This window comes from Pseudoalteromonas sp. KG3, assembly GCF_030436385.1.
Taxonomy (GTDB): Bacteria; Pseudomonadota; Gammaproteobacteria; order Enterobacterales; family Alteromonadaceae; genus Pseudoalteromonas; species Pseudoalteromonas prydzensis.
The window spans coordinates 96378-117040 of record NZ_CP098525.1; the positions used below are offsets into that span (position 1 = coordinate 96378).

The following is a 20663-nucleotide window of genomic DNA, read 5'->3' on the forward strand; positions in this document are numbered from 1 at the left end:
TGTCATGATTGAAAATAAAGTTCCATGCTGTGGAGTTGCGAGGTTTTTAGCCCTTCTGGATGGTCCTTGGGCTACGTTGATCGTTCGGCAGCTGCTCGTAGGCCCTCAGCGCTTCACACAACTACGCAATGCACTACAAGGCATTAGTGCACACACCCTTTCACATAGGCTTAAAAGATTCGAGGCGCATGGAATAGTTACACGCACAGCCTATGCTGAAACACCGCCTCGGGTTGTTTATGAACTCACGGCGCTAGGATGCGGTTTACGTGATGTGTTGGAGTCAATGAAACTCTGGGGAGACACAGTGCCTGATGAGACAATTATAGGAAATGTAAAATATAACGAAGCGAGCTTGGCTAATATTAGGATTAAATTGCCGGAGTAGCTGTTTAATTATTGAATAACCAGCGATAAACCGATGAAGGTGTTTGGGAAGCGTTTGTAAAATGTTGGCCACTGTTACGATATTTTAGTGAAAACTCATTGTTACAATTAATACTCTTAAAAGTGTGAAATAGGATCTGACTTATGAACTACATTTTATGGACAGTACCTAGTGTTCTGGTCAACTCCAGCCGGACACTTTGGACTTCCCATAGTTTGCTAGACACCCAATGACTAAATAGAAATTTCCCGTTCACACACATAGTGAGTGTCAATTATTGGGACTCACATATATCTTTAAAGCTTATAATTTGATATCAATTGTGAGGAAAAGAGTGTTTAACCTCCCGTTGATGCAAATAATTCGGTATGAAACTATATAAGTGGAAGGGGAATGTGCCTTCCCGTTCACACACATAATTAGTATCAACTATTGGGACTCACATATACCTTAAAGCTTATAGATTGATATCAACTGTGAGGGAAATAGTGTTGAACCTCCCGTTAATGCAAATAACTCTGCATTAAATTATATAAATGAAAGAGAAATACACTTTCCCGTTTACGCACATAGTAATGGGGTAAAAAAATAAAGATCTTATCCTTAGGGTTTTGATATCAAGTTTTAGTAAGAATACAGTTAGCAAACTTATACAAGAGATATAGTAAGTTAGAAGCCAATTCTGTTTATGATAGATTGTTTTTTTATCGAGCATTTAAAGCTTGTACTGTAATTAAAGGGTATTCAGCCAGGGCAAGATCATGAAAAAGTCTATGATTTCAATACCTTTTCAAGGTAATCTGTACTGCGCATAGCTTTTTTCTGTTTTGCGGGCATGCCTTTATTAAAGCTTGTTTCTGCTTTTAGCTGATTAAATGCGATGTGTCTCAGCCCCGCAAATACAGGTGCTGCACCTTCACGCCTAATTCGGCAATCATCTTCTTTAAATCCAACATCTAAACGCCAATGTTGCCGTGCGGATCTTGCGAGTTCTTCCGCCGATAGATATGCTGAACTGATGTAGTATCTATAGCATAACTCATTGCTTACTTTGTTTTTTTCTTTCCTATAAGAAACAATAACTCCGGTAATCCCCCCGAAAAATAATGGGTGTCAAACGTAGAATTTTCTCTTATTGTAAACACAGGAGAAAATTATGAAAAAAGCACATTTTACAGACAGTCAGATCCTCGCTATTTTAAAGCAAGCCGAAAGCGGTGTGCCGATCCCTGAGCTATGCCGTGAACATGGTATGGGCAACTCAACCTTCTATAAATGGCGCGCAAAATACGGCGGTATGGATGCCTCTTTAATGACGAGAATGAAAGAACTTGAAGATGAAAACCGTCGTTTGAAGAAAATGTATGCTGAAGAGCGACTTAAATCCGAGGTCATTCAAGAGGCTATGGCAAAAAAGTGGTGAAGGCTTCTGAGCGCAAGATATTGGCACATGAAGTCGTTAGTACAAATAAAATGAGTATTGCCTTAGCCTGTCGCACTTTCATGATCAGTGAAACGTGTTATCGCTATACGTCGACATTAAAAAATGAAAACTTAAAAATAGCAGAGCTGTTACTCGATTTGACTGAATCAAAGCGCAATTGGGGCTTTGGGCTATGCTTTTTATATTTTCGCAATGTAAAACGATATAAATGGAATCACAAACGAGTTTACCGCATTTACCGTGAGCTTGAGTTAAACTTGCGAATAAAGCCTAGGAAACGCTTAAAGAGAGACAAACCTGAGCCATTGGCTGTACCAGAAACCATTAATGAATGCTGGTCAATGGATTTTATGCATGACCAACTAGCGGATGGCAGAGCGTGTCGTTTATTTAATGTAATAGATGACTTTAATCGCGAAGGACTGACTATTGATGCTGATTTATCACTGCCTGCTGAGCGTGTGCTCCGCTCGTTAAATCAAATTATAGAGTGGCGCGGTAAACCTAAAGCCATCAGGTGTGATAATGGCCCAGAATATATTAGCCATAAACTCGCTCAATGGGCATTGAATAATGAGATCGAATTACGATTTATTCAACCTGGTAATCCACAGCAAAATGCGTATATAGAGCGCTTTAATCGAACAGTTCGTTATGACTGGCTAAGTCATTATATTTACAGTGACATTAGTGAGTTACAAGACAGAGCTACCGATTGGTTATGGACTTACAATAATGAACGCCCTAACATGGGCATAGGTGGCATAACACCCTAAAGTATCCCCAAAATTAGCCTTTATATATCAATGAACTAATAGTGTTAAAAAATATGGGTAGTGAGGGAACATTCATGGTGTTTTGTGATCTTATGAATCGCTTAAAAACAACAGAACTAAACACCATGAATGCGTCTACTATTTTGCACAATATGCTCCGCGCTGTCACCCCTAACTCTATTCATAAAGCCAGATTTAATACTCTAGTCGCTGCCGTTAAATCTCTTTTGCACTGTCAGCAATGCACCTTGACATCTATTGGTCGCAATTTGGATTCAAAAACAACTGAAAAACATGATATTAAACGTATTGATCGACTACTCAATAACCACGAGCTTTTGCGTGAGTCGACATCGGTTTATGTTCGCTTAAGCCGTTTTGTGGTCACTGAAAAGCATCCCGTCATTTTGGTTGATTGGAGTCATGCAGATACACAAACCAAATACTGTATTCTGCGTGCCAGCATTGCCAGTGAAGGTCGTTCTTTGACCCTGTATCAGGAAAGTGCATTCAGTTTTCAGTATCATTGCCCAAAAGTTCAAAAACGGTTCTTAAAGATGCTCAAACTGATTTTGCCGGGTGACTGCCGGCCCGTAATTGTGACGGATGCGGGCTTTAAAGTTCCTTGGCTCAAAGCCGTGCGAAACAATGGCTGGCATTATATTAGCCGTGTTCGAGGTACGGCACATTTGAAAACGCAGGGCAGCGATGAGTTTGTTCCATGCCAGTCACTATTCAAGAGCAATCAACGTAAGAGCCAGTATCTTGGCGCGACCGAGTTGACCAAAAGTGCAAAATATCAAACTCATGCAGTGCTGGTTGGCAAGGGACATAAGTTATTAAAAAGAGATAAAAAACGTGGTTATAAGGAGCCTTGGCTACTCGTTTCTTCTCTTCCAAAGAGGCACCACTTTCTCGAAAAAGTACTCAAATTATATGGTATGAGAATGCAGATAGAAGCAGGATTTCGAGATCAAAAAAGTGTTAGGGGTTTTGTGCCCATCCCCTCGAAAATAACCTTGGCCTGAAATAGCCGATCTCCTCGAAATCGGCATTAACTTGATGTGCATCATTCTTTTTGTGCTTCTTCTTTGAGAATTGCATATACTGTAGAGCGTCCAATACCTAGTTGTTTCGCTATTTCTGTAGCTCCAACCTTTTGAACATCTAAATGAATCACTTTCTCGCGGTCAATAGAACGTTTTCTACCAAATTTAATCCCCTTGGACTTAGCATCAATTCTCCCTTCATTTGTTCGCTCCAAAATACGCTCTCTTTCGGCGTCAGCAACAGCACTTAATATTGTTACTACCATTTTGCCCATTGTACCCTCGGTACTTAATCCTTCCTTGATGAAACGGATATAGACTCCTAATTCTGAAAACTCTTTAATTAATTTAATCATTTCAGATGTATCGCTACCCAATCGGTCTAATCGAGTAACAAGCACTAAGTCTCCTTCTTCTACTTTTATTCGAAGTAAATTTAGTCCTTCTCGATCTAAATTTGCTCTACTACCAACATCACTAAATATTCTGGAACTTCTTACACCTTCCTTTAATAAGGCCTTTTTTTGGACTTCAAGTGACTGCTGACTAGTTGATACACGAGCGTACCCAAATTTTCTCATTACGTGTCTACTAAATGGATTATTAGAAAAACTGTCTATTAATTAATAATAATCGAATTAGTAGACATTGAAAACACCCATTGTTAGGATGTCTTATATATTATGAGTTTGTAGACAATTTAAGGTGATAGCAATCTTAGTATTAAAAGCTAACTAGAATTAACTAATTTGCGCTACGCTAACAACATAAAAAAGGAACAAAAGAGTATTGTAATGGTAGAATTGCTATATCATAGTTTTGGGTCAGCATAAATTTAAACTGAGCCTATTGCTGTCACTTTTCGATGTAAGGAATTCAGTAAACCCAACCAATTAAATAATAAGGAATGTTATATGAGTAAACCCGCTGCCCGTTTGGGCGATATGCATGTTTGTCCAAAAGTTGAACCGGGACCAGTGCCACATGTAGGTGGCCCGATTATTTCCGGCTCACCCAATGTGATTATTGGTGGTATGCCTGCTGCGCGTGTTGGTGATGCAGCTGTGTGTATTGGGCCACCTGATAAAGTATCAGCAGGGTCTGCAACCGTGTTAATTAATGGCAAACCCGCAGCTCGTTTGGGGGATTCATGCGGACATGGTGGAAAAATTGTTGTGGGATGCCCAACCGTATTAATAGGCGATGGGCGTGGCGCTCGCGGTGTTGCGCCTGCCAGTAGCAGTAGCCATTTACCCAAACCACCACAAAGTAAAGAAGAAACCCTTACGCGTATGGAACAAGCGACAAAAAAAGTACAAGCATCTCGTAGTACCCAGCAACCACTGCCACAACCACCTTACAGTACCGCTGATAAAGTCCGTGTTGTTGAAGAGGGGTTAAATGAAAAGTTTATCGTCCGTGTCATTGAAACAAAATACGCAGGAGACGATGGCACTATTGGTTATATGCCACAAGGCGCAACCACCGCCACTTATTGGACCACCACTTATACCCAATTAGAACACGCAGATAAAGATGCCGAGTTAATAACGCAATCAGTTGGTATCGATTATAACCCTGATGCAGAATACACCTTACTGTTAATAGACCAAGAGCAAGCCAATACCAACGGTGATATGGTGAGCCTAATTCCTACCTATGATAACCTGACCGATTTTTCTCAAACAGAGCTTGCTGATGAATTCGAGGGCCGTGAACATTTAATTGAACCGTGTATGACACCCCAATTTAGTGAGTCTTATGAACAGATTTATAAAACAGCTCTAGAAAAAGATGTAAACCTTGATCGTAAAGAAGACTTTAATGATCTTGCTAGCGACCTTGGTTTCGATGCAGACCAACGTCGGATATTGCAAGTTCGCCATCAAATGAACAAGAGGCTCGGTGCAAACGAACAATTCTTAGGTAATGGCATGACCAAAGACAATAATACAGATAACCCCATTACCCCCTTTGGCCCTGCGCAAGAAGGCCAACAATTCGGGCCAGTAGAGACGTTCACTCTTGATAAAAACCCGCAAACATTAGGCAAGCTGGAAAAAGCCGGTATTGTCACTCGTATTCCTCTCAATAATGCCTAAGGAACAAGCATGAGACACTTTAACGACATAGACCCTTTAACTGTGGCACAAGACCCACGAGTGGTAGCCAGTATTCAAGATGATATAGAGCCTACAGTAACTTATTACTTCTTGATAGATGGCGATCACATGATTGTTTCCAATACAAACTGGAAAGAAAGAAAGCAAAAATGGCTCCACTACCAAATTGAATTCCCGAAGCGTGGTTTACTGTGGTATTTAGATACATTAGAGCATAAGTTCTTTAAAACTGAGGCTGAAGGAGGGTTACCAAAAGGTAAGTTTCATGACAAAACGGAAATTGAAGGTGAGCGTATTAAACTTGGTCGAGCCTTTAATGCTGATGGTAATGGCGGTGGTGGATATTCTTTTGTAACCTTAGATAGAAAAGAAGATGATTTAGCAAAAGAATACACATTTACCGATGCATTTTTATTTGAAGGTGGGCTAATCCAAATCTTTGAAGATATTGCCGCTAAAATTAAAGGTGGACAGCTATAGCTGTCCATTTTGGATTAATCTTACTGAAGCCTATTTTCTATGAAATGCCCTAATTGTGATCAACATATTGAGATTGAAGACTGGCAAGATTTAGAGCCATTTACTTGCGAAGAATGCAAGGAGTCACTTTGTTTAATAATTGATGAAAGTACATACCAAGGTGCCACTAATACACGATTAGTTATTTGTGATGATCAATAATAAATTTGATATTTACCCTAAACTAACCTGCATTATTCTTCTATTGGCTCGATATTACTGAGCAATCCAGCTAAATCAATTGCTTTACGATTCTTATTAAAAGCATATTCTCCGTTTAAATTAATGTGTTGCCATGCAACGGGCGAAAGCTTTGAAATAATATCTACAACGTCCTGTCTACCATTGCGTTCTTGGATCTGCAAAAAGGCAGATAACAACGATGAATTATAGTAAATAATACAATTAGAAATGAGTCGAGCACAATCATTCCATTGTGATACTTGGTAATCATTGCCACCACGGAATTTATTGCCATTGACTGAGGTAATGGCTCGTTTTAATTGATGATAGGCTTCGCCACGGTTTAAAGCTTGTTGGACATAATGGCGCAGTGTTGAATTGTCTACATACTCCAAGACATAAATCGCTTTGATTAAACGGTCATACTCATGCAAAGCTGTCAAAGTACGGCTTTTGCCATTACTGAGTTTTCTTATAATCGTGCTTTGAGTCGTTGTTTTTCGACTCAACGAACAAACAATATGTTGAATACTATCCCACTCTTCAGCGATTAATTTATGGTTAATATCTTTCTTTAGTTGAATACGTCCACCGTCCTCTTCAGTGACTTCAAATAAATCAAAAAATACTCGCTTCATTTTTGCGTATCGAGGCGCAAAGGTGTAACCAAAAAAGTCTAAAATAGCGAAGTTAACATTATTGGTACCGTGATTATCGGTCGATAAAGTATTGGGCTGTATCTCTGAGGTATTGTTATAAAGTAAATCAAACGCAAAGTGGCCTTCATACTCGTTAGCACCAATAACCTGAGTATTCACCGGTACATGATTTGACACTAAAGTTAATGCTGAAACGCCTTTGGCTTTAGAAAAATACTTAGACGAATAACGGGCTTTAAAGGTATTGATACGACATTCAAACTTTTGACCATCGATGCTTGAAAATAACTGATTATCATCAACGTGGTAGTAAGCAAATATGGGTAATGTTGCAGTAGCATTTGATATTTGATCATTAGACTGTTTAAGGGTTTCATATCTTACATAACTATCATCGACATTGCGTAGTTTGCCCATTGAACGATCGGAGATATTTGCCATTTTATATAGGCCATAGTTCGTACCGTTGGCAAGTATACAAGCAACTAAATCTTCTTTATCTACTGGTGACTTTTCTTTGGTCGTAGCAATATGCGTAAAAGCATTTAAGTAATTAGTTTTCTCGTCAACAAACAGCATTAACTCAACAATACCCATATGCTGGATTTGATTGTAGAGGGGATTATCAATTGTTTGTTGCCAACGACTGTTGGGAATTGACCACTTTAGATCTGCCTTACCAGGTATTACTTCAACATACTTATTATCCCCATTGAAAATATGTGAACCCCTCTCTGTCAGACTAGTTGTCGCGCTTAATATTCAACCATTAAACAGAGGGCGTGGAGTAACAATGAAACATTATTCAGCGCAAAGCAAAGAGTCGGCTCTTCAGAAGATGATGCCTCCAAATAATATAGCAATAGCCCAATTATCAATCGAGATGGGGATTGGTGAATCAACCTTGTATAATTGGCGAAAACAAGCAATTGATAAGGGGCATTTAGTGCCAGGTGATGGAAAGAATGCTGAGCAGTGGTCATCAGCAAATAAATTCTCAGTCGTGTTGGAAACAGCCTCTTTAAATCAAGCTGAGTTAGCGGAATATTGCCGAGGCAAAGGTCTTTATGTGGAACAAGTATCGGCTTGGCGAAATGCGTGTATAGATGCAAACGCTAACGTTAAAGAGCAAGAAAAAGCCTTCTCCACCGAAACAAAGAAAGATAAAAAACAGATCAATCAATTAGAAAAGGAGCTACGTCGAAAAGATAAGGCACTCGCTGAAACCGCAGCACTATTGGTGTTAAGAAAAAAAGCAAATGCGATCTGGGGGGAAGCCGAGGACGAATGATCCTCGACTCAGCTCGCATTCAAGCAGTTAAACTAGTTAATGAAGCTGTGAGTTCTGGTGCGCCAAAGTTTAAAGCTTGCCGTGAACTTGGGATCAGTGTCCGGACGTATCAACGTTGGACTGTTGACGGGAACATAAAAACAGATGGTAGACCAATATCTCAGCGCCCTGAGCCAAAAAATAAGCTATCAAAAGCAGAGAGAGATAACATATTAGCCATCGTTAATAGCGATGATTTTAAGAGCTTACCACCAAGCCAAATCGTCCCTACATTAGCAGATGAGGGTATTTATCTTGCTTCTGAATCAACATATTATCGTGTTCTTCATGAAGAAAAACAGCAAAACGCTCGCGGACGTAGTCAGATAAAAGAGAGAAAAGTACCGACGACACACTGTGCTACAGGGCCAAACCAAGTGTGGTGTTGGGATATTACTTGGTTACCAGGCCCCGCTAAAGGGCTGCATTTTTATTTATATTTGATACTCGATATATTTAGTCGAAAGATTGTTGGATGGGAAATTCATGATGACGAATCAGCAGAAAATGCATCAATATTAATTAAGAAAGCTCATTTAAAAGAAGGAGTTAAAGATAATCCTCTGGTACTGCATTCGGATAATGGAAGCCCAATGAAAGGCTCATCAATGCTTGAAACACTTTATAGTTTAGGTGTCGTGTCGTCTTTTAATCGTCCTAGGGTGAGCAATGATAATGCTTATGCTGAGTCGATATTTAAAACGTGTAAATATCGCCCTGACTATCCGTATAAAGGGTTTTCAACAATTGATGAGGCGCGTAGTTGGGTGTTGAAATTTAGCCACTGGTATAATTTTAACCACAAACATAGTGGCATCAAATACGTCAGCCCACATCAAAGGCATTCAGGATTAGCGGGTGACATATTGGCTAATAGAAAAGAAGTTTATCAAGGTGCTAAAGATGCTCACCCTGAGCGCTGGAGCGGTAATATCCGTAATTGGGATTTACCAAAAGAAGTGTACTTAAACCCTGAACAAAATAGTGTCAAGGCTGAGAGTGCATAACGTAGTGATCGCGACAACTAGTTTGACAAACACCGAAACATGCCTACCATTCGTCCTGAACTATTAGGAGAATTTTTATCTCGTTTGGAAAAAAATGAAAACATCCAAGATAAAACCAAACTACTTCTACTTTGGCAGTTGCACACTATTGTAATGGTCAACAAATTCTGTAGAGATTCTAAGCGGCATTTTTTAATTCATTATATTTCTGATGTGGCGTCATATAATTAAGCGTAGAATGCCTACGTTTGTAATTGTAAAACTGAATATAATTGTCCACCTCACTTATAACTGAATGATGATTTATAAATGACAGGCGATTCAGTCGCTCTGTTTTTAAACTTCTAAAAAATCGCTCCATTACTGCATTATCCCAACAATTACCTCGACGACTCATACTTTGCGTTATAGTTAGTTGTGATAACCGAGCTCTAAACGAGGCCGCAGAATACTGACACCCCTGATCGGAATGAAACATCAGTTGATTAAGAACCGGCTGTTGACGCTTAATAGCATTATTCAATGCTGCTATAGCCAATTCAGCATTTGGGCTTGTTGATAAGGCATACCCTACAACTTCCCTCGTTGATAAGTCTAACACACAGGCCAAGTAGCTCCACCCTTGATGGTTCCTGATATAGGTAATATCACCGACCCAATGCGTGTTATGTGAATCAGGGTTAAACTCTCGTTTTAAGAGGTTCTGTGCGTACTTATGTTCATCACCTGAGTTAGGGTAGTAATGTTTTTTCTTCGGCCTGATGGCTTTTATATTCAACTTTTTCATCAGTGCCGCTGTTTTATATATTCCAATCGTATGATTTAACGCATTCAGTTCAACGTTCACTCTGCGTCTACCATACGTATAACCAGAATCGTCAGCGATAGATTTAATTAACTCCAGCAGTGCCTGCTCTGACTTATTTGGCGCGACGGGCGCATAGTAATAACTACTTGTACTGACTTCTAAAGCACGACACAACTCAGATACCGTATAGCTTGGGGTCGCTTTCTTCAACGCTTTAATTACTTTAAATTTTGATTGTCGCGAATGAAGAAAGCGGTGGCTTTTTTTAATATATCATTATCCCTTAAAGCTCGCTGTAGCTGCTTCTCTAGCAATTGAATACGTTGCTGTTCTGGTGTGAGTGCTTGTACATTTCCCGGGCTCTTACCATCTAGCTCAGATAGATATTGTTGCTTCCAACGTGATACTGCTGACTTTCCTGCGCCAGACATCTCTTCAATTTGCTTATTGGTATAACCTTCTTCTACCATTAATTTGGCATATTCAAGTTTTTGTTGTGCACTGAGTGTTACTTTTGATTTTCTGGTCATAGTGATACCTTTTGGGTTTAGCTCATTTTACGCTATAAACCTGTCCAGTTTCATTAGACCATTACAATACCGTGATCACTGCCTAACGACACGACCAATACATCCGCATCAAAGCCTAGCAACGCATGAAGCTCATTTGAGTTTACGGCATCAAAGTTCACTACCGTACGAACGGTTTTCTTTGGTGAAGCTATGGGTTCAAAACGAAACTGTTTTATTGTCTGCTGACGAAGTGACCATTCGACTGAACCGGCATACCACTGTTCATTCATCAAAACGTTGCATTCGACGTACCCTTGCCCAGTCATTGAAGCGCCAACAGAAAGAAGGTGTGAAACATATTCCTGTGAACTTCTGCTGTCTAAAGCCGGTATCGGTCGTGAGGTTAATGCCGACAAATCCGATACTTCGCGCCCAACAGGAAGTAAGAAATAATGGGCACCCTGCTCTCTTTCAAGCGGAGAAGTTTGTTCTACTAACACGTGAGATGTCCCAATAATGTTTTAAAAGGAACATCAGGTTAAACCAATACCATCTAAATGCTAATGATATCCATTATCAAATCCGTGAAGTGAATATATTGCTCCGCATGATGACAAAAACATTATGCCTTGCATGCCACAATAGCGATATCTCGTAACATAACTTAACCTGGATTGACACATGAACAATAAACCACCAATTTATAAAGAGATCATCAAGCTCTCTTTACCACTAATGTTTATCCAAATATGCCAAGCATCACTCGGGCTCGTCGACACCCTTCTCGCTGGGCAATACCATTATAAGGATCTCGCAGCAGTCGGACTGGCGAGTAACATTTGGACTCCGATCGCCATTCTCATCATTGGCATTATGTACGCCTTGGTTCCCAAATTTTCATCGGCCGATGCCAAACAAGATAATGAAGCTTGCGCGAAACTGTTAGCTTTGGGGAAGCGTAATGCCACTGTGCTTTCTGTACTTGGGTTCCTTGCTTTGCAGCTTTTTGCCTTCTCAGCGCCCTACATTATCTCTGATCAAGAAGTTGCAAAAATCAGTCAGCACTATCTTCATGCTGTCGCCTTTGCTGTGCCGGGCCTGACTTACATGATCCTTTATCGATTTTTCAATGAAGGCCGAGGAGACATGCTACCGATCGCCCTCACTGGCGCTCTATTATTAGTGCTCAATAGTGTGCTCAATTTTGTGCTCGTTAATGGTCACCTAGGATTACCAGCACTAGGAGGATTAGGCTGCGGGGTTGCAACGGCAATCACAACGTATTGTGCTCTTTTCTGTTTATTCGCCCTTTCCAGAAAGTCACTTAAATCCCTCAATAATAACAATCGAAGCGTCGAGAGTTCAGAGGCAAGAAACCTAATGCTAGAAGGCTTACCGATTGGCATTGCACTCATCTTAGAAGTCTTGGCACTGACGGCGTTAGCTTTCTTTGCTTCGGTACTTGGCACAAAAGTGGTCGCGGCGCATCAAGTCGCCATTAATGTTGCCATGGTCGTATTCATGATTCCGGTAGCAATAAGCAGTGCCGCGACCATTCAAGTCTCCAAGTACAGGGGAATGTCTCTGCCGTTTGAATCGAAACGCTCTGGTATCGCCGCGCTCACCATGGCTACGCTGTATGGTGGAATCATGACTGTGCTAATCTTGGTGTTTGGTAAACAAATTGCGCCTTGGTTTAGCGAAGACCCAGAAGTGATAGCCCTCATTTCGAGCCTGATCATTTTCATTGCGATGTTTCAGCTCGTGGACGCAATACAAATGGTCGCAGCAGGCATCTTACGAGGCCTTGAAGAATTTGTTCGACCTCTTGTGACCGTGTTGTTTGTCTATTGGATTGTTATTATACCTATCAGTTATGCCATTGGCGTCAAAGGTTGGCTCGTTGACCAACCCGACATCGAACATATCTGGCTATTACTCACCTGTGGACTGACCTTTGCTGCGTTACTGTTAGGGACACAAAGCTACCTTCAATTAACGAAAAATGTACACAAACCCGAGCTAGCAAACGCCTAGAAAAAAGGCTCAAGCGATGCTTGAGCCTTTTCTTATCCTACGTTAACCGATTTTCGTCTGTATTGTTTCGGACTGCACATGTACTGCTCTTTGAATTTTTTCGAAAAGTGCCCGACATGTTTAAATCCCACAATATTCGCCACTTCCTGAACGGAAAGATCCCCCACCACGAGAAGCTCTCCAGCCTTAGTCATGCGTTTATTAGACAAAAAACCATAAACTGTTTCGCCGAAGACCAACTTAAAGTTTTTCTTCAGTTTGTTATCGTTAATACCGATTTGGCGGGACAACTCGATTAATGAAGGCGGAGAGTCCATACGCTCTTCCATAATACGAGCCGCTAACTGAATACAATCCATGTCTCGTGGTGTCATTCCACAACATAGGTTAACCTCTCGGTGCATGTTGTGATAGATAAGGGCAAGCAGCTCTAATACTTTACCTTGCAGATACAGTGTGTTGGCCGTTTTTCCTAATTTGGAACGAAAAATTTCTTCTACGTTTTTAACAATATCAGAAGTCACCTGAACAGACTCAAATCGATTGATTTCAGAAAGCTCATCCGAACCATCTTCAAATAACAACGCCATCATTGATTTCGGGACGCAGAAGTTTATAAATTTTGTTTGAGAAGTGTCGTAACGAAACTCCAGCTCCCCTTGGTGACAGACAAAAAAAAGTGCGTTGTCTTTATCAATAATTATCGATTCCGACTCACCAGAAACCAATACCTCGACACGACCTTCTATTGCGAGGCAAGCACCAAAGTAGTCTTGCGCAACCTCCTTAAAGCTTGTAGGTCGATTGAAAGTAACATCGCTGTAGGTAATATTTAGCCCTGGGGCTAGCTCAACGATGTAACCATGGCCTAAACACACATTTTCATCGAGCTCGACTTTTGTTGTTGCATAATCCGCAAGTCGATTTTCGCCCCCTCCTTCAAATCCTTCACACATTTTAAAGGCAGACTGAACGTTACTTTTTACATAGGCCATAGTTATATCTCTTAGCTTTTATTCTCTATTGAGTAATCGTCAAAGTACTATAAATGATAATTATTATCAATTAGATTGAGATTTGCACAGGTCGTAATAAATCAAAATAACTCAATAAAAACAGAAAATTAAGCTTTCCAGCCTTGTGATTCCAACTGGTCATTCCACAATGTTTGATATGCATCTGATGATTTGATCAGCTGCTCATGGTTTCCAACCGCTCCTATCTCACCATACTCCAAGACAACAATCTGATCGGCATGGATCACATTCAATAAATTATGCGCAACCAGTATGACTGTTTTGTCTTTGACTAAAGAGGAAATAGCGCGTTGTATCAGCGCCTCATTCTCCACGTCCAACGCCACAGTCGCTTCATCAAGCAGCACAATAGGTGCATCTTTTAACAATGCTCTTGCAATGGAGATTCGTTGTTTTTCACCTCCGGATAGTCTCATTCCTCCCTCTCCGACAACCGTTTGTAACCCATCAGAAAAACGATGAATGAACTCCCAGCATTGCGCTTGACGACAAACCTGCTCTAATTTTGTTGGTGAAACTTCCTGTCCCATCACCACGTTGTTATAGATAGTATCGTCGAATAGGTAAACCTCTTGAAAAACCATACTAATATGTTCAGAGATCTCGGTTTGACTCATGTTTTTTACGTTCTTTCCTCCAATCGTGATAGCGCCTTCCTCCGTGTCCCAAAAACGAGCAATCAAACTCATCATCGTTGATTTTCCAGATCCCGACGGCCCCACTATCGCTGTTACCGAGTGCTCAGGAAAAGTAATGTTCATACGATTGAACAGCGGTGTCTCTTTATAACGAAAATTCACATTATTGAAACTCACTTCATGGCCTACATTTTCCGGTACGCACTCCGTCTCTTCGATCAGTTCTTCTTGTTCCAATACCCCTTCAATGCGAGACATAGACACCTTAAAATACTGAAACTGAGTCAGTAAAATGGCGAGTTGAGTAAGTGGACGATAGAATTGCATTGAGACAAGTAAGAACAACAAAAAAATAGTAATAGAGAGCGTTTCTGTCCCTATGGAATAAAGCCCAAACATGATCAAACTGGCAAAGCCTGCCTCAGAAAAAATAATGAACGCGGCTGGGGCCAAACTGGCTCTCATTTCATATTTTAAGTGGGCATCTCGCGCACTTTTCATTTTTTCATCAAGTTCTAGGAATTCTCCATCAGCTTGTCCGTGCGCTCTAAGTACTCGTATTCCCAGAATGTACTCGAAGATTGCACTGCTCAATTTATCTGCGGTTCGAAACAGTTTATCTTTGCCCTCCTGACTTAAACGAGACAAGAACACAAACATGGCTATCGCTACAGGAAAACCAATCAGCATGCTCAACGCCAAACGCCAGTCAAACATGAATAGACCTATCATTAACAAGACAAGAACGCAGGCAATACCAAGCACATAGCTAATAACGTGTGATAATGTATGCTCTGTAAATTCCACGTCTTTTAATAACGTATTATTAAGGGTACCTAAATCCATAGAGAGTAATGAACCTAAAGGAATGCGGGTGAGTTTTTTCATCATATCTTTCCGCATTTCATAACCAGAACGGCTACTAAATTCACTGTGTGCAGTGAACGTCAATTTCACTGCGATCAACCGGGCAAACAAACAACCCACAATGAGAACACAGTAAAAAATAAGATAATTTTCAGATGGTGTTGGATCCAACATTTCGGCAAGAATAAAGAACACAAAAAAATTTGGCACTATCATAGTGACTGCATCTGCTATCGCGACGGCTATATTTTTCCCAATCGTTACCATCGAGCAACCAGATAAACGCATTATTTGATTAAGCACAATCCATCTCCTCATTCTTTGCTTTGTTGGTCACTAACCACTTTTGAGTATTTTTGCTGCTACGCCACATTGAACCATACAAGCCATTTAATGCGATCAATTGATCATGTGTCCCCTGCTCAATAAGCTTCCCGTTATCCATAACGAGTATCTTATCTGCCCTTTGAATTGTGACCAGCCGATGAGCAATAATTATCACTGTCTTTCCTATCATCAGTTTGTTCAAGGCGCTTTGAATAAGCTTTTGATTTGTAGCATCGGAATGAGAGGTCGGCTCGTCCAAGATTATGATTGGTGCATCTTTCAATATCGCACGAGCTATCGATAGCCTTTGCTTTTGACCACCACTGAGCCTTGTATCTTGGTCAATTACAGTGTCATAGCCATATGGAAGCTGGCAGATAAAATCATGAGCATTCGCCGCTTTTGCCGCCGCAACAATGGCCTCTATTGAATAATGTTTACCCATGGAAAGGTTACTCGATACAGACTGAGTAAACACAAAGGAGTCTTGGTAAACCATCGCTATGGCATCCATACGCTTCGCTTCAGACATCTCTGATAATGGCAGTCCGCCAATCAAAATGTCGCCACCAGTCAAAGGCCAGAAACCCGCTAACAAAGATGCCAAGGTGGTTTTCCCCGCTCCAGAAGGACCAACGATGGCAGTAAGGCTCCCTGAAGGTAACGTGAAACTCACATTACTGATCGCCTTTCGTTGCTGCTCTTCATAACAAAAATCGACACTGTTAAATTCTATGTCATGGTGACGTATTTCAGATTGACTCGTGATTCCCTCCGATTCAGACAGGTTTATTATTTTGATTAAACGCGCAACACCTTCAAATACTTGCCCAAGATAAGTACTCAATAACGTAAGATTAAAAAGCGGTTCTAACATACCTACACCGAGCAGAATACACAGTAAAAAGCTTGAAACGCTTAGCGAACCTTGAAACCAAAAATACAAGCCGGAAGGCACAAGAAAGACCAGTCCGGAACTCAGAACGATTTTGAATAAAGCAAAAGGCCAGCCCGCGCTTTTGGTCCATGATTCAATGTAGTTTTTATGGTTATCTATGTCATTATCTAGCTGATTGTAGGAGCGATCACCAATACCAAATAGACGGACTACGGGCATTGCTCTAATAAACTCTGTCACAGAGCTATTCAGTTTTTCTACAGATTCGTGATATTGCTCTGCCTTCGATTTATAGTCCTTAAACAACACAGCCTGACATAGGACAGCGAGTGGAATGGGGACTAATGCTATTAGCGCCATCCTGATGTCAATCACCATTAACAAGATGAACGTCGCCAACGGAATAATGAAGGAGGACACCAAGTCGGGGAGTTGATGTGCAATGAATACCTCTATACGGTCAATATCTTCCGTTAGGTTCTTTTTCAATTCTCCGCTATTTTTTTGACTAAAAAAGCCAAGCTTTGTTTTTGAAAGGCTATTTATTGCCGAACGCCTAATATTATATTGAATATGAAAAGCACAGTGATGAGACAAGTATACTGACGTCAATAAAGATAAGTAACGTGCAACCATGATAGAAAGCGCAATAATCGATAACGACCAAAGTTGATCCCACCGTGAGCCTGCTATCAATTTATCCACAATTAAATAAACAACATAATAAGGTCCGAGGGCAAGGACAGCTGCGGTCAACGAAAATAAAATCGCCAACCAAAGCATCCATTGCTGTGCTTTACATTGGTTGAACAACCATTTTAGGGGATGCGAATCGGCTTGCTGCATAATAATTCCTTTTTAACACGAGAAAGGCAGCACATGACATGCTGCCCGAAATCAAATAAGCGTATGCACACTCATTAATTTACTTGATTAGAATTTTGCCTCTAAATCCACTCCAAACCTTAACGGCTCTCCATAGGTACTGTAGTTACTGCTACCCCACTTCACAGAGTAAGTTTGATAGCGCTCATCAGTTAAATTTGCCCCCCACAGTCGGATTGAGTAATCATCTCGATATGAAAAATCAAGATTGGCATTCACGACCAAGTAAGGTTTCTGGAACTTCTCACCTCGTCCATCTTGAGCCACTTCTCCGAAGTACCCCATACTCATGGAAGGAGTAAAACTCCAATCATCGTTAATATCAGCAAAATATGTCGTTTCAACATGGACATTATGTTCAGGGGCGTACGGCACTCGATTGCCTTCGGCCATACTTGCACCTGTGTAACCATCCACTTGGGTAATCTTAGCGTCATTAAAGCCAAACCTTAGTGCCGCTTGCCAAGCATCCGTTAGTAATGCAGAAATAGAACCTTCAATGCCTCGAGAACGAACTTCTTGTATGCTTGCAATTCGTGTGCTGCCACCAGCATCAGGATACGCGTATTGAAAGTTTTCCACTCGGGCTTCAAATACGTTGATATTGGTCATTACTGTGCGATCAAGCCAATAGCTTTTATAACCAATTTCCACGACTTTACTTGTTTCCGGATCATATATTTTTCCGTAACCTAAGCGTTTCCCAACAGGAGTCGTTTCCTCAGCCATCCAGCTCCCACCACCACTCAAAAGCCCTTCGCCATAGCTTGTATAAATAGTATGGTCTCGTCCGAAGTCTTTTGATAACGCAACTTTTGGCATGAACTCAGAATAATCCGTTTTGTAGTTACCTTGAGTTTGAGCAGGATTTAAAAACATATTGTAGAAAGAGGAATCTATCTCATAATTCTCTTTTGTATAGCGACCACCTAAGTTCAATGACCAAGTTGGAGCAAAACGCCAAATCGCATCAACGTAAGCGGTATAAGTATCTCGTTCAAAATCGCCAGCCGTTTTCGTCAAAGCCATTTTAGAGGCTTTCATCGCCGCTTGGTTATTATTGTTTTCCGTTACTTTGTAATATGCAGCGCCAACAATCCAATCGATCGGTAGTTCATGGGGTGTAGAAACAAGTCTAATTTCTTGAAAGTAATCTTTTTCTCTTATCCAAGTATCAACCAAGGTTGAAGTTGCATCCGGTGTAACAGCTAGATCAGCATCAAAACGACCGAAAGTATCAATCTTCCGATACCCAGAAACAGAACTTAACGTCCATTCAGGGGTAAGATTCCAATCTACGTTTAACGCCATACCTTTTGATGTTTGGTCAAATACACCTTCTACATCAAACGCGGCCTTGAGATCATCCCCGCGGTTTGGTTTTGAAGACTCAGGCACATATGGGTAAGCTCCGCCATCAACTTCACCGTAATCCATATACAAGGTTGCGGACCAATCTTCGCTTGGAGTCCAATATAAGCTTATCGCGATATTATTTTGTTTTTTGTCATCAACCGATTTACCTAAATGAGTGTTTTTGACAAAGCCATCGCGTTCTAGATGATTCACTGCGACTTTCGCACTAAGTTGATCTTCAATGAGTGCACTCGATGCCAAAACCTGAGCGCTCTTTTCATTATAATTGGCAACGCCAAGCTTCACGCGAGCGGTGGGGTCATTATCTGGTTTTTTAGTCGTAATAACGATAATACCGTCTCGGGCATTACTACCATATATGTTCCCTTGAGGCCCTCTTAGGAACTCTATTGACTCCACATCGACCAGTGACAAATTCAGACCATATAAGCTAGTTTGTGGCACTCCATCAACGTAAATAGGTACATTGGCTTGCTCTAAATTTCGTGGTAATCCGCGTACTTGAACATTGTTGTAGTCCCCGGCGATATCAGACATCGACATGTTAGGAATCGACTTCATAGCATCGGCAACCGTCCGATATCGCTGCGTCTCCATATCTTCCGACGTCAGAAAATCCATACTCTGTGGAATATCTTTAATATCTTTATCTACTCGGGCTGCCTGCACAATCATCGTCTCCATCGTCTCATCAACATTTTCGATTGCAATAGCAGGTAAAGTACCCAAGAGCCCAGCAATTGCGGCGGCTCCTACTACTGTGAAGTTATTCATTAGATAAATCTCTATCGCTTAGTTCATAAAAATTAGCGATATATTAAATGAATATTATTCTCAATAGAATATCAAGAACATCACTGGACGGAGCAATTCAATCACTACAAGCAGAGCAGGAGCATACTTTGATGGAATCTTCCTCCAAAGAAGGTTCTTGCCCGATAATTATCGTTCCACCCTGCTTTTTTCAACTTAACCCTCAGACTTGGCGCACCACAGTTACATTGCTTGAGCATGTTCACCTCAAATCGTCTGAGCAACGCTATTTTATCCACTGCACCATCTAGAGTTATTTAGTTAAAAACAGCACCTAAGGCTTTAAAGAATGGGGACCTTACCAAGTAACCGCACATTAACTTGGGCGTATTTTTGTCACTTCGTGCTTTGATATAAACTGGGAAACCATTAGGGCGTGTATATGGTCTCCTCCATCATTACAAGAATAACTATCTGTTTTTGAAAGGAAATGGTTGCGTTCGTATATCCGGCTTCTGTTTGAAGTCATAGACTTCGAGCCTCGATGAACTTCGCACATATCGTCCTTATCGTTGACACGGATTCTACATCCACACGCCCTATCAGGTTTTCGATATGTAGGCTTTACCTTTCTGTCATCCCGAGTGATTAAGATCACCCTTCGTTATATTGTCCGAACCGCTGCTTTATTCAGGCTCGTAGGTTCATCTGGTGATACAGATGGTAATTAGATGGTACGCCCCACACCCAACCACCTAGACTTAGCTCTGTCTACTAAAGGGGTTTCATCATGGCTACCACAACAACTATCGGTATTGATCTAGGCAAATACTCATTTCATGCAATTGGACATGATTCATCTGGCAAAGAAACATTTCGTAAGAAGTTAAGTAGAACAAAACTACTCCAAATGTTATCTGTGCATGAACCAGTGAACGTAGCAATGGAGTCTTGTGGCGGTTCTCATTGGTTAGCAAGGAAGTGTAAATCTTATGGTCATACAGTTAAGTTGATTCCGGTGTTTGTCAAACTAGTTGTCGCGATCA

The 20663-nt window shown here is 40.9% G+C and carries 16 protein-coding genes and 3 pseudogenes; 9 read left to right on the plus strand and 10 right to left on the minus strand.

From position 1 onward, the window contains the following. The first annotated feature begins 4 nt into the window (after nucleotides 1-4). The gene (locus NDQ71_RS23945) at nucleotides 5-388 is read left to right on the plus strand and encodes a helix-turn-helix domain-containing protein (RefSeq protein WP_192543021.1); all 384 of its coding nucleotides are present in this window, start codon (nucleotides 5-7) and stop codon (nucleotides 386-388) included. Between the two features lie 864 nt (nucleotides 389-1252). Here NDQ71_RS23945 and NDQ71_RS23950 read toward each other — a convergent pair. Further along, nucleotides 1253-1429: pseudogene (locus NDQ71_RS23950) on the minus strand (ISAs1 family transposase); the annotation flags it as partial. Between the two features lie 115 nt (nucleotides 1430-1544). On the opposite strand from NDQ71_RS23950, the gene NDQ71_RS23955 reads away from it, so the two are divergent. After that, nucleotides 1545-2608 (plus strand): IS3 family transposase gene (locus NDQ71_RS23955; protein WP_192543022.1). Its coding sequence is split into 2 segments (ribosomal slippage): nucleotides 1545-1797 and nucleotides 1797-2608, totalling 1065 coding nucleotides; the frame shifts between segments, so codons are not numbered across the junction. A 53-nt stretch (nucleotides 2609-2661) separates the two neighbouring features. After that, on the plus strand, nucleotides 2662-3636 hold the full coding sequence (locus tag NDQ71_RS23960) for an IS4 family transposase (protein ID WP_301563115.1): 975 nt from the start codon (nucleotides 2662-2664) through the stop codon (nucleotides 3634-3636). Between the two features lie 41 nt (nucleotides 3637-3677). On the opposite strand, the gene NDQ71_RS23965 is transcribed toward NDQ71_RS23960, so the two are convergent. Further along, on the minus strand, nucleotides 3678-4238 hold the full coding sequence (locus tag NDQ71_RS23965; protein ID WP_024601495.1) for a recombinase family protein: 561 nt from the start codon (nucleotides 4236-4238) through the stop codon (nucleotides 3678-3680). Between the two features lie 333 nt (nucleotides 4239-4571). On the opposite strand from NDQ71_RS23965, the gene NDQ71_RS23970 reads away from it, so the two are divergent. From NDQ71_RS23970 to NDQ71_RS23980, 3 genes are read left to right on the plus strand one after another with little or no spacing between them, the layout of a single operon-like run. Beyond that, nucleotides 4572-5759 (plus strand): PAAR domain-containing protein, encoded by a 1188-nt coding sequence (locus NDQ71_RS23970; RefSeq protein WP_192543159.1) that lies wholly within the window; start codon nucleotides 4572-4574, stop codon nucleotides 5757-5759. 9 nt (nucleotides 5760-5768) lie between these two features. Further along, on the plus strand, nucleotides 5769-6260 hold the full coding sequence (locus NDQ71_RS23975) for a hypothetical protein (RefSeq protein ID WP_192543158.1): 492 nt from the start codon (nucleotides 5769-5771) through the stop codon (nucleotides 6258-6260). Nucleotides 6261-6299: 39 nt separating this feature from the next. Then, nucleotides 6300-6461, plus strand: coding sequence for a hypothetical protein (locus NDQ71_RS23980; protein WP_171048693.1), 162 nt, complete (start codon nucleotides 6300-6302; stop codon nucleotides 6459-6461). A 32-nt stretch (nucleotides 6462-6493) separates the two neighbouring features. On the opposite strand, the gene NDQ71_RS23985 is transcribed toward NDQ71_RS23980, so the two are convergent. Further along, nucleotides 6494-7738 (minus strand): transposase, encoded by a 1245-nt coding sequence (locus tag NDQ71_RS23985; RefSeq protein ID WP_301563116.1) that lies wholly within the window; start codon nucleotides 7736-7738, stop codon nucleotides 6494-6496. Between the two features lie 196 nt (nucleotides 7739-7934). Between NDQ71_RS23985 and NDQ71_RS23990 the strand changes: the two genes are divergently transcribed. After that, a protein-coding gene (locus NDQ71_RS23990) for an IS3 family transposase (RefSeq protein ID WP_225736794.1) occupies nucleotides 7935-9478 on the plus strand; the annotation gives its coding sequence in 2 pieces (ribosomal slippage) (nucleotides 7935-8388 and nucleotides 8388-9478; 1545 coding nt in all). A 178-nt stretch (nucleotides 9479-9656) separates the two neighbouring features. On the opposite strand, the gene NDQ71_RS23995 is transcribed toward NDQ71_RS23990, so the two are convergent. Together NDQ71_RS23995 and NDQ71_RS24000 are read right to left on the minus strand one after the other, a co-directional pair. Further along, nucleotides 9657-10816 (minus strand): IS3 family transposase gene (locus NDQ71_RS23995; protein ID WP_086962489.1). Its coding sequence is split into 2 segments (ribosomal slippage): nucleotides 9657-10543 and nucleotides 10543-10816, totalling 1161 coding nucleotides; the frame shifts between segments, so codons are not numbered across the junction. 53 nt (nucleotides 10817-10869) lie between these two features. Further along, on the minus strand, nucleotides 10870-11088 hold the full coding sequence (locus tag NDQ71_RS24000; RefSeq protein ID WP_301563117.1) for a hypothetical protein: 219 nt from the start codon (nucleotides 11086-11088) through the stop codon (nucleotides 10870-10872). 391 nt (nucleotides 11089-11479) lie between these two features. Between NDQ71_RS24000 and NDQ71_RS24005 the strand changes: the two genes are divergently transcribed. After that, nucleotides 11480-12835: an MATE family efflux transporter gene (locus tag NDQ71_RS24005; RefSeq protein WP_086960546.1), complete on the plus strand. Its 1356-nt coding sequence runs from the start codon at nucleotides 11480-11482 to the stop codon at nucleotides 12833-12835. Between the two features lie 32 nt (nucleotides 12836-12867). On the opposite strand, the gene NDQ71_RS24010 is transcribed toward NDQ71_RS24005, so the two are convergent. From NDQ71_RS24010 to NDQ71_RS24030, 5 genes and pseudogenes are all read right to left on the minus strand, one after another. After that, nucleotides 12868-13830 (minus strand): AraC family transcriptional regulator, encoded by a 963-nt coding sequence (locus NDQ71_RS24010; protein WP_086960547.1) that lies wholly within the window; start codon nucleotides 13828-13830, stop codon nucleotides 12868-12870. A gap of 128 nt (nucleotides 13831-13958) precedes the next feature. Next, entirely contained in the window at nucleotides 13959-15680 is a 1722-nt protein-coding gene (locus tag NDQ71_RS24015) for an ABC transporter ATP-binding protein (RefSeq protein ID WP_170924580.1), read from the minus strand. Then, nucleotides 15673-17448: an ABC transporter ATP-binding protein gene (locus tag NDQ71_RS24020; protein ID WP_086960549.1), complete on the minus strand. Its 1776-nt coding sequence runs from the start codon at nucleotides 17446-17448 to the stop codon at nucleotides 15673-15675. Before NDQ71_RS24020 ends, NDQ71_RS24015 begins: the two co-directional genes overlap by 8 nt. A gap of 87 nt (nucleotides 17449-17535) precedes the next feature. After that, the gene (locus NDQ71_RS24025) at nucleotides 17536-19638 is read right to left on the minus strand and encodes a TonB-dependent receptor (protein WP_301563118.1); all 2103 of its coding nucleotides are present in this window, start codon (nucleotides 19636-19638) and stop codon (nucleotides 17536-17538) included. A gap of 104 nt (nucleotides 19639-19742) precedes the next feature. Next, nucleotides 19743-19940: pseudogene (locus NDQ71_RS24030) on the minus strand (hypothetical protein); the annotation flags it as partial. A 467-nt stretch (nucleotides 19941-20407) separates the two neighbouring features. Here NDQ71_RS24030 and NDQ71_RS24035 point away from each other — a divergent pair. Further along, a pseudogene (locus NDQ71_RS24035) lies at nucleotides 20408-20647 on the plus strand (IS110 family transposase); the annotation flags it as partial. Nucleotides 20648-20663 lie beyond the last annotated feature (16 nt).